The sequence below is a fragment of the Paenibacillus sp. LHD-117 genome (genome assembly GCF_030929555.1).
Taxonomy (GTDB): domain Bacteria; phylum Bacillota; class Bacilli; order Paenibacillales; family Paenibacillaceae; genus Pristimantibacillus.
Map to the genome: position 1 here is coordinate 1 of NZ_JAVFVT010000085.1, position 1,045 is coordinate 1,045.

Below are 1,045 nucleotides of genomic sequence, written 5' to 3' on the forward strand. Positions count from 1 at the left end.
TGGTCATCAGCAAGGCGCGGCTGTTGGCGTCAACAGCCATAAGCGAGGGCGCAAGAGCTATCACCCTCTTCTCGTGTATGAAGGTCAATCGCGATTGCTGGTGAATGCCATGCTGCGCTCAGGCAATACAAGCAGTTCCACGGATGTGCTCCCGTTCGCCGAGCAAACGCTGGAACTGTTGAATGCACGAGAAGTTCGCTATGTTCGGTTCGACAAAGGCTTCGGCGGCGAGGACTTCTATCACTATTGGGAATCGCGCCAAATTGGTTATGTCGGGAAATTAAAATGGACAAACCGTCTTGCCGATCAAGTGAGCTCGTGCGAGCACTGGACACGCTTCGTCGATGAGGATTGGATCATCGAGGGGATCGTCTTGTACTACAAAGCGACAACCTGGGACAAGACACGCCGCGTGGCTGTTATTCGGAAAATGCAGCGATACGATAACGATCATCCTCAGCTCGAACTGGACCTGTTTTGGCAGTATGAAGCGATGGTCACCACCGAGGCGTGGGAGGCCATTGACGTCTGGCGATTCTACAACCAACGCTGCTGCATGGAGAACTACATCAAGGAAGGAAAGAACGGTTTTGCGATTCACCGTATTCCGACACAGTCTTTTGCAGCCAATGAGATTGATCTTTTGCTGAAGTTGCTGGCGTACAATCTGTTCGAGCGCTTCAAGTTTCAATGTTGTGATCCGCTTCATCGTTCCTTTACGATTGGGCGGTTTCGACGGGAATTCATCCACTGTGCTGGCGTGCTGGTACGAAGCGGCCGTCAATTCACCTTGAAGCTGGCGGAATCGTTCCAAAATCGGTGGTCGTGGCTTCAAATGGAACGAAAAAGTATTTTATTGGAATGATCGATAATCCCAAAATTAGTCTTGGAAATGTCGTTGCCCCTTCGAGTGGGGAGGGGGCTGGTGTCTGCTAATACCGCGATTAGACGGGCATTTGCTACAACACCCCACCCATAACTGGTTGTAGTTTCCTGATCGCCCTATTCGAGTTGCTTGATATTATGGGCTTTCGAAATTTAGGTT

At 50.4% G+C, this 1,045-nt stretch carries 1 protein-coding gene; it reads left to right on the top strand.

The window, feature by feature from the left end; translation table 11 throughout:
- The coding region (locus tag RB620_RS30125) for an IS1380 family transposase (protein ID WP_308100856.1) at window positions 1-865 on the top strand (865 nt) is incomplete at its 5' end.
- Window positions 866-1,045 lie beyond the last annotated feature (180 nt).